The organism is Stenotrophomonas pictorum JCM 9942, from assembly GCF_001310775.1.
GTDB classification, from domain to species: Bacteria; Pseudomonadota; Gammaproteobacteria; order Xanthomonadales; family Xanthomonadaceae; genus Stenotrophomonas; species Stenotrophomonas pictorum.
Genome location: NZ_BAZI01000080.1, coordinates 1 through 9,250, shown reverse-complemented (window position 1 = coordinate 9,250; position 9,250 = coordinate 1). Strand labels below are relative to the sequence as shown.

Sequence of the window (9,250 nt, the reverse complement as noted above, 5' to 3'; positions counted from 1 at the left end):
TGCGGGTCCAGCCCCTGCGCCTTGAACGCGACGAACGCCGGGCCCAGCACCAGCAGCGCCATGCCGATACTGGTGGGCGCATCCAGCCCCAGCGGCATCGCGGTGACATCGTCGCGGCCGGTCTGCGCGGCCAGCCGCCGGGCCATCAGCGTGTACATCAGATTGCCGACCAGCACGCCCAGCGCGGTGCCGGGGAACATGCGCCCGAACACCACCTCGGCCGGGAACTGGAACATGCCCACCAGGGCCATCGCGATGAAGCCCAGGATCGACAGGTTGTCGACCACCAGGCCGAAGAAGCCGTTGAGATCGCCGGCAACGAACCAGCGCCGAGGGAAGCTTGAAGCGGAAGGATTCATGAGGATGTCGTCAGGAAAGCGGGGGCGGAGTAATCGCGGAGATGTTGGGTGCGAATGGAGCAGATCAGCCGTTCGGGGGCAGTTTCACCCAGCCCAGCACCGGGCCGTGGCGGGGATTGTGGTAGCGCAGCTGCAGCCAGCCCTCGGCTTCGTCCAGCAGCTCGACGCGATCACCTTTGCGCAGATAACGCCGGGTGACGGTGTCGCCGGCCCTGCTGTACAGCTGCAGTTTGTCCGGCACCACCGAGGCACTGCGGCCCGGCAGCGGTGCATCCTCCAGTGGCGGATCGAATGCATCCCAGATGGCACTATCAACACGCTTGCCTGCAACGTCCCAAGTGCTCCACACGGTGAGGATTTCCGGGTCCCCATCCCCGGCTACCCCGAGATCCAGAACCGGCGCCAGGCGGGCGGTGTCGAGCATGGCGCCGCGCATCGAGCGATACAGGTAGACCCTGTCTACCTGGTAGCGGTAGACATCGCTGTACCACATCGGCCCGCTGCGGCAGCTGCTGGTCAGTGTGCGTGTGGCCGGGTCCGGGATCAGCGACCAGAAGCCCGCGCAGCTGATGTGCGCCCCCGCAGGCGCGGCCAATGTCCGGAACTGGCCGCTGGCCGGCTCGTACAGGTAGACCGTGACCGCCTCGTTGACCTGGCCCAGCGTCGCGCGGGTAGCCAGGTCCTGGTAACCGTCGAAGTTGTAGTCGGCGTGGCCCAGGTGCGTGCCGCCGCCTTCTTCGTCCGTGGACGCCAGCAGTAGCTGGCGGGCCGAGGAGCGACTGGTACCCACGTCCACGCGGCCATCGCCGGGCAAGCGCGCATGCGCGCTCACAGCGGCGGTGACCTCGAAGCGTATCTCGCGGTCATCGGCAGCGCGCGCTGGCGCTGCCGGCAGCACAACCGCTGCGAGCAGCAGGCCGAAAGCGGCAAAACGCCAGCGCGGCCGGGTTATGGGGGGCGTCATGGAGAAACTCGTCTGCACTTGGAAGCTGCCCGCAGGCTAGTCGATCCGGTGTCGCTCAGAACGAAACCTCGACCGGCTGCCGCGACCACAGCACCGACTGGTGCCGGGTGGCCTGCTTCCACGCCAGACGGATCGCCTCGATGTCATCGCGACGCTGCGCGGTGTCTTCGTGCAACACCACCAGCACTTTCGTGCGCAGCCGGTTCGGCTCCGGCGCGCCGCGGAACAGCCACTGGCCATAGGCGTCGAACACGGTCAGGCCATCGGGAAAGCGTGGCGTCACCTCCTTGTCCAGGAAAACGCGCCACTGGGCCTCGCTGACCATATCGGTCTGTTCGCGCGCGGAATTCCCGCTTTCCTCGCCGACGCCGAAATACAGCTCGCTGCGCACCCAGCCACTGGCTGCGGCCGGACGCGCCGCATCGTCCTGCAATGTGGCGGTGACCGCACCGCCCGCCGGAGCAGTCGACGGCAGGCTGGCACAGCCGGTCAGGGCCAGGGTGGCGGCGAACAGGAGGGCTTGCAACTTCATCGGGGAACTCCGAAACAGGGAAAGACAGGAATAGACGGACGGCCGATGGCGCAGATCGCCATCGGCGATATGCAGATGCCGTGCGCGGTACTTGCACCGGATGCCGTCATCACGCCAAGATAATATATCGCTTCATCCGGATGGATGTAAGCAATAAATTCCCTCCCCGCCCTTCTCCGGAGTTTCCATGTCCCGCCCCACCTCGGCCCCGCTTGGCCTGGCCATCGCGCTGGTGCTGCCTTCTCCCGCCTTTGCCCAGGACGCCCCGCAAGCCACCAACCTGGACACGGTGATCGTCACCGGCACCCGCGCCATCGACCGCACCGTGCTCGAATCCACCGCGCCGGTGGACGTACTCAGCGCCGAGGACATCCGCAAGGCCGGCGTGGTCAACGGCGAGCTGGGCAGCGCGCTGCAGGCGCTGCTGCCCTCGTTCAACTTCCCGCGCCAGTCCAACTCCGGCGGTGCCGACCATGTGCGTGCCGCGCAACTGCGTGGTCTGTCGCCAGACCACGTGCTGGTGCTGGTCAACGGCAAGCGCCGCCACAACAGCGCCCTGGTCAATACCGACAGCAAGATCGGCAAGGGCACCACGCCGGTCGACTTCAATGCCATCCCGGTCAGCGCGATCAAGCGCATCGAGGTGCTGCGCGACGGCGCCGGCGCACTGTATGGCTCCGATGCGGTGGCCGGCGTGATCAACGTGATCCTCGACGACGCGCCGGAAGGTGGCGCCATCGAGGCCAGCTTCGGCGCCCACCACACCGACCTCAAACCGATCGGCCGCACCCTGACCGATGGCCAGACCAGCTACTTCAGCGCCAAGGTCGGCACCGCCCTGACCGATGACGGTGGCTTCCTGCGCGTGGGCCTGGAACTGAAGAACCGCGAAGCGACCAACCGTGCCGGTTTCGACCAGATCCCGCCGTGGGAGGCGCAGACCCCGGACAACCTGGCCCTGGCCGGCAAGCGCAACTACTCGCTCGGCGATGGCGCCAGCAAAGACCTCAACGCCTGGTTCAACAGCGAGATTCCGCTCGGCGCGACCTCGAAGGCCTATGCGTTCGGCACCTGGAACCAGCGCGATACCGAAGGCGCCAACTACTTCCGTTACCCGGACGGTGAGGCCAACTGGAAGGCGCTGTACCCGAACGGCTACCGCCCGATCTCCGAAGGCGAAAACCTGGATGTGCAGCTGGTGGCCGGTGCCCGCGGCGAACTCGGCGACTGGAACTACGATGCCAGCCTCGACCATGGCCGCAACGCGTTCACCTATCGCCTGCGCAACTCGCTCAACGCCTCGCTCGGCCCGGCCAGCCCGACCCGCTTCAAGACCGGTGATTTCAGCTTCGCGCAGACCGTGGCCAACCTGGATTTCGGCCGCATCTTCGTGCGCGCCAATGACAGCCACAGCCTCGGCTTCGGCATCGAAGGCCGTCACGAGCGCTATGAAACCGGCGCTGGCGACCCGGCCAGCTATGCCGCCGGCCCGTATACCGACCGCCCGACCGGCTCGCAGGCCGGCGGTGGCCTGACCCCACAGGACGAGGCCGATCTGTCGCGCGATGTGATCAGTGCCTATACCAGCCTGTCCTCGACCTTCGGCGAGAAATTCTCCACCGATATCGCCGCCCGCTACGAGCATTACCAGGATTTCGGCGGTGAGCTGACCGGGAAGTTGGGCGCACGCTACGCCTTCGCCCCGGCCTTCGCGCTGCGCGGCTCCATCTCCAACAACTTCCACGCACCATCGCTGAGCCAGATCGGCTACGAGTCGACCTCGACCGGCTATACCGCCGGTGGCCAGCTGGTGCAGGGCCGGCTACTGTCGGTGAACAACCCGATTGCACGTGCGCTGGGCGCCAGCGACCTGAAGCCGGAGAAGTCGGTCAACACCAGCCTGGGTTTCACCAGCCAGATCGGCAGCCACTTCGACCTGTCGCTGGATCTGTTCCAGATCGACATCGATGACCGTATCGCACTGTCGGAAAGCATCCGTGGCGATGCGCTGACCGATTTCGTCCAGCAGCAGTTCGGCATCGGCGGGCTGGAAAGCGCACACTACTTCGTCAACGCCGCCGACACCCGTACCCGCGGCGCCGAGTTCGTCGGCAACTGGCGGCAGTCGCTGGGCGATGGCGAGCTGCTGCTGACCGGTACCTGGAGCTATGCCAAGACCGAGCTGAAGAACGTGCTGGCCACGCCGGCGCAGCTGCTGGCGCTGGATCCGGACTATGTGCTGTTCGGCGTGGAAGAGAGCAACACGCTGACCGATGCCGCCCCGCGCACCCGCGCGCAGTTCGCCGCGAGCTGGGCCAATGACAGCTGGTCGTTGAGCAGCCGCATCAGCCGTCACGGCAGTGCCAAGCGCGTGTTCGATTTCGGCGATGGCTATGTACCGACCCAGACCTACCAGCCGAATGGCAGTTGGATGCGGAAGTGGAATACCGCATCAGTCCGCAGTGGAGCGTGGCGGTTGGTGGCCAGAACCTGACCGACAACTATCCGGACCTGTCGAACGAAGACATCCACTACTTCGGCAACCTGCCGTATGACGTGCTGTCACCGATCGGAAGCAACGGTGCGTACTGGTATGGCAGGGTGCGCTTTACGTTCTGATCGGCAAACACGCCGGCTCCCCTCTCCTGGCAGCAGGACAGGGGAGCTGTACGCACATCGCACCATGTGCAGTCATGCAGCGGCTGTCGCACGCGGGATGACCTTCCCATAACAACTGTCGCGGCATAGTGTCGGCATGTTTGAAGAACTACAGCGTCCGCCACCTCCGGCGCTGGCGGACACCGATGCGCTCTTCCTCGACGTCGACGGGACCTTGCTCGCCTTTGCCGATCATCCGGACAAAGTGAAGCCCGACGCGCCGCTGCTGGACCTGCTTGCCATCCTGCACCGGCGTCTGGGCGGTGCGCTGGCGTTGCTCAGTGGACGGCCGCTGACCCAACTGCAGCAGATGTTCACGCCCTTGCAACTGCCAATGGCAGGCCTGCACGGCGCACAGCTGCGGCACTGCGCCGAGGCCCCCCTTCCGGACAGCGGTACCGCACCGTGGCTGCATGCTCTGCACGTGCGCGCGCAACAGCTTGCCCACGCGCACCCCGGCATGCTGGTCGAACACAAGGGCCAGTCTCTGGCACTGCACTGGCGCAACGCCCCGGACGCCGCCGGCGCCATCACCGCCTTTGCCCGTGCCCAGCTGCCGCAGCTGCCCGGGGTGCGTCTGCAGCCCGGCAACCATGTCATCGAGTTCGTCACCGCCACGCATGACAAGGGCCGGGCACTGCGGGAACTGATGCAGCACCCGCCTTTTCAGGGCCGCCGTCCGCTCTTCATCGGCGACGATCTCACCGACGAGCACGGATTTCAGGCTGCGCAGCAGTCTGGCGGTCTGGGCGTGCTGGTCGGCCAACGCGCCGAAAGCCATGCGCGGAGCGCCCTGCCCGACATCCCCGCCGTACACGCCTGGCTGCGCGCAGCCACGACCTGACCCCTCCGGAGGAAACAGCGACGCCAGCGGCGTTCGCACAACAAGGAGTAAGCAATGCAAGACGCCACCCTCGACCTTGGCGTAGTTGGCAATGGCAGTTTCGGCGCGCTCATCGACACACAGGCGCGCGTGGTGTGGAGCTGCCTGCCCAGCTTCGATGGCGACCCGGCCTTCTGTGCCCTGCTCGGCCCCAACCAGCACCCGGGCGGTGACTTCGGCATCGAGCTGGAGGACTTCCGCGACAGCGAGCAGTCCTATCTCACCAATACCGCCATCCTGCGCACGGTACTGTATGACCGCCACGGCGGTGCGGTGGAAGTCATCGACTTCGCACCACGCTGGCGGCAGAACGAGCGCTTCTACCGTCCGGTCAGCCTGATCCGCCAGGTCACCCCGCTGTCGGGCAGCCCGCGCATCATCGTGCGTGCGCGGCCACTGGCCGACTGGGGCGCACGCCAACCGGACACCACCTGGGGCAGCAACCACATCCGCTGGCTGCTGCCGGACCACGCCTTGCGCCTGACCACCGATGTGCCGGTGCGCTTCGTGCGGGACGGCCTGCCGTTCGTGCTCAACCACCGCGTGCACCTGGTACTGGGCGTGGACGAATCACTCAACCGCTCGCTCAGTGGCTATGTGCAGGAATCCTTCCAGCGCACGCGCGACTACTGGCGCGAATGGGTGCGCTACCTGTCCATTCCGCTGGAATGGCAGGACGCGGTGATCCGCAGTGCGATCACCCTGAAGCTGTGCCAGTACGAAGACAGCGGCGCGATCATCGCCGCGATGACCACCTCCATTCCCGAAGCCCCCGGCAGCATCCGCAACTGGGACTACCGCTATTGCTGGCTGCGCGATGCCGCCTTCGTGGTGCGCACGCTCAACCGCCTCGGCGCGACCCGCACGATGGAGCAGTTCCTCGGCTACATCTTCAACCTGGCCACCAGCGATGGCAGCCTGCAGCCGCTGTATGGCATCGGTTTTGAAGCCAAGCTCGATGAGGAGGAGGTGGCGACGCTGTCCGGCTATCGCGGCATGGGGCCGGTGCGGCGCGGCAACCTGGCCTGGCTGCAGCGCCAGCACGATGTCTACGGCAGCGTGGTGCTGGCCTCGACCCAGCTGTTCTTCGACCAGCGCCTGCAGGATCCGGGCGACGCGCACACCTTCGCCCGGCTGGAGCCCTTGGGCGAACAGGCCTTCGCCCTGCATGACGTGCCTGATGCCGGACTGTGGGAGTTCCGCGGCCGCACCGACGTACACACCTATACCAGCGCGATGTGCTGGGCGGCCTGTGATCGCCTGTGCAAGATCGCAGTGCGGCTCAAGCTCGATGCACGTGCGCAGTACTGGCGCGAGCGCGCCGATATCATCCATGAGCGCATCATGGAAAAAGCCTGGAGCGAGCAGCTCGGCCACTTCACCGATACCTTCGGCGGCCATCGCCTGGATGCCTCGCTGCTGCTGCTGGCCGATCTGGCTTCATCGACGCCAGCGACGCCCGCTTCATCGCCACCGTCGAGGCCATCGGCCGGGACCTCAAGCATGGCAACGCGCTGTACCGCTACATCGCTCCGGATGATTTCGGCGAACCCGAAACCAGCTTCACCATCTGCACGTTCTGGTACATCGATGCGCTCGCCGCAATCGGCCGCATGGAGGAGGCACGCGAAATGTTTGAAGCGCTGCTGCAACAACGCAACCACCTGGGCCTGCTGTCGGAGGACCTTGCCTTCAACGGTGGCGAAGCCTGGGGCAACTTCCCGCAGACCTACTCGCATGTCGGACTGATCACCGCCGCGATGCGTCTGTCGCGCAGCTGGCAGGAGGCCTCGTGAGCCGGCTGGTGGTCGTCTCCAACCGGGTGGCCGTGCCCGGCGAGAATCGCGCCGGTGGCCTGGCGACAGGCCTGCTGGCGGCACTGCGCGAGCGCGGGGGACTGTGGTTCGGCTGGAGCGGGCGCAGCACCGCGACAAGCGGGGCACTGCACGAGCACACCGACGGGGCCATCCGCCTGCTCACCATGGACCTGAGCAAGGCCGATCTGGACACCTACTACAACGGATTCTCCAACCGGACGTTGTGGCCGCTGCTGCACTTCCGCCTGGACCTGGTGGACTACGACCGCAGCAAACGCGCCGGCTATTGGCGCGTGAACAGGCTGTTCGCCGATACCTTGGCACCGTTGCTGCGCGAAGACGACACGGTCTGGATCCATGACTACCACCTGATTCCGCTGGCCTCACTGCTGCGCGAGCGCGGGGTGGGCTGCCGGATCGGCTTTTTCCTGCACGTGCCAGTGCCCTCGGCCGATCTGATCCATGCGCTGCCCGACCACCGCGCGCTGTTCCAGACCTTGCACGCCTACGACCTGCTGGGCTTCCAGACCCGGCGCGACGTGGACCGCTTCCAGTCCTATGTGCGCCTGTTCGGCGGCGGCAGTCTGATCGACAGCCAATGGATACAGGCCCCCGACGGTCGCCGTGTGCGCACTTCCGCCTTCCCCATCGGCATCGACACGGAGCACATCGCCCGGCAGGCACGCAGCGCCGCCGGTAACAGCGCGGTGCGCGCACTGCGGCAGAGCCTGCAGCACCGCAAGCTCGCCATCGGCGTGGACCGGCTGGACTACTCCAAAGGGCTGCCCGAGCGTTTCCACGGCTTCGAGCGCTACCTCAGCCGCCATCCGCAGGACAAAGGCACGATGACCTTCCTGCAGATCGCGCCGGTCTCGCGCGGCAGCGTCAACGAATACCGCAAGCTGCGCGGGGAACTGGAACAGCTGGCCGGCCACATCAACGGCAGCCATGCCGAAGCCGATTGGACCCCGCTGCGCTACGTCAACCAGAACTATGCGCACAGCACCCTGACCGGCTTCTACCGGGAGGCGGCAGTGGGACTGGTCACGCCCTTGCGCGACGGCATGAACCTGGTCGCCAAGGAATACATCGCCGCGCAGAACCCGGAAGATCCCGGAATGCTGGTGCTGTCACTGCTGGCCGGCGCCGCCGACGAGCTGCAACAGGCGCTGCTGGTGAACCCGCACGATCTGGATGGCGTGGCCGATGCCATCGCCACGGCGGCGAACATGCCACGCGCCGAACGCATCGAGCGCTGGCAGACGATGATGCAGCACCTGCGCGAATTCGATATCAACCGCTGGCGCCGCGACTACCTGCAGGCACTGGAAGCGGCCCCTTGAACTGCTCCAGCCTCAGTCCAGAAACCGTTCGCGGCTGGCCGCATCGGGCACAAAGCAGCGCTCATGGCGGCCGAACCAGCGGTACCGGTTGCGCGCCAGCCAGCGGTAGCCGCGGTCACGCAGTGGCGCGGGAACCACCCGGGCCAGCACGGCCAGCGTCCAGACACCGCCCAGTCCGGCCACCACCCGGATAATCGCGTCGGTATCGGTGTACGCGATGCCATCCTCCAGCAGCAGGAAGGACAGCGGATCCTCCGGATCCAGCCCGTAGCGGTGCAGGAGGCTGCGACCGCAGCGGCCCTGCATCGCCGCGAAGCGGTAGCGTCCGCCGCGATCAAAACGCAGCAGGAACCCGACCCAGCGGCTGCACAGCGCACACACGCCGTCGAACACGATCACCGCCGGCTCAGTGCGCATCGGTGTCTGGCAACAGCCAGCCCTCGTAGCGGATGAGCCGGCCGATCAGCGGCATCGAGACGTCGACCAGGAATTCGTAGCGTCCGGCCTGTTCGCGTTCGCGGCAGTGCACCTGGGCGAACCAGCGTGCCGGCAGGGGCAGCAGCCCGAAGGCCCAGGCCCGCTCGACCCGCCACAGGATCTGCCCGGCGCTTTCGGACAGGCCGAAGCGGAAAGCACCGCGCCCAGCTGCTCGAACAGCCCGCCCCGCCGCGCTGCCAGACGCCGCGAGTGCATC

6 protein-coding genes and 3 pseudogenes are annotated in these 9,250 nt (G+C 66.6%); 4 read left to right on the top strand and 5 right to left on the bottom strand.

Features of this window, described 5'->3' with window-relative positions; genetic code table 11:
• The 3 genes and pseudogenes from JCM9942_RS06305 to JCM9942_RS06295 form a co-directional block, all read right to left on the bottom strand.
• A pseudogene (locus JCM9942_RS06305) lies at positions 1-359 on the bottom strand (hypothetical protein); the annotation flags it as partial.
• Between the two features lie 64 nt (positions 360-423).
• On the bottom strand, positions 424-1,323 hold the full coding sequence (locus JCM9942_RS06300; RefSeq protein WP_054658498.1) for an FG-GAP repeat protein: 900 nt from the start codon (positions 1,321-1,323) through the stop codon (positions 424-426).
• A 55-nt stretch (positions 1,324-1,378) separates the two neighbouring features.
• A complete protein-coding gene (locus tag JCM9942_RS06295) occupies positions 1,379-1,855 on the bottom strand; it encodes a DUF3574 domain-containing protein (RefSeq protein ID WP_054658496.1) in 477 nt (158 codons plus the stop codon).
• A gap of 187 nt (positions 1,856-2,042) precedes the next feature.
• Here JCM9942_RS06295 and JCM9942_RS06290 point away from each other — a divergent pair.
• The 4 genes and pseudogenes from JCM9942_RS06290 to otsA all read left to right on the top strand — a co-directional run bounded on the left by JCM9942_RS06290 (position 2,043) and on the right by otsA (position 8,556).
• Positions 2,043-4,474, top strand: a pseudogene (locus tag JCM9942_RS06290) (TonB-dependent receptor plug domain-containing protein).
• A gap of 136 nt (positions 4,475-4,610) precedes the next feature.
• Positions 4,611-5,357, top strand: a complete 747-nt coding sequence (gene otsB, locus JCM9942_RS06285; RefSeq protein WP_054658494.1) for a trehalose-phosphatase — start codon at positions 4,611-4,613, stop codon at positions 5,355-5,357.
• 54 nt (positions 5,358-5,411) lie between these two features.
• Positions 5,412-7,192, top strand: a pseudogene (locus tag JCM9942_RS06280) (glycoside hydrolase family 15 protein).
• Complete coding sequence (gene otsA, locus JCM9942_RS06275; RefSeq protein ID WP_054658492.1) at positions 7,189-8,556, top strand: alpha,alpha-trehalose-phosphate synthase (UDP-forming); 1,368 nt, start codon at positions 7,189-7,191, stop codon at positions 8,554-8,556. Before JCM9942_RS06280 ends, otsA begins: the two are co-directional and overlap by 4 nt.
• Positions 8,557-8,568: 12 nt before the next feature.
• Here otsA and JCM9942_RS06270 read toward each other — a convergent pair whose 3' ends face one another.
• On the bottom strand, positions 8,569-8,973 hold the full coding sequence (locus JCM9942_RS06270; protein ID WP_054658490.1) for a thiol-disulfide oxidoreductase DCC family protein: 405 nt from the start codon (positions 8,971-8,973) through the stop codon (positions 8,569-8,571).
• Positions 8,963-9,250: DUF4166 domain-containing protein (locus JCM9942_RS06265; RefSeq protein ID WP_172675054.1), on the bottom strand; the 288-nt coding region annotated here is incomplete at its 5' end. The genes JCM9942_RS06265 and JCM9942_RS06270, both read right to left, overlap by 11 nt.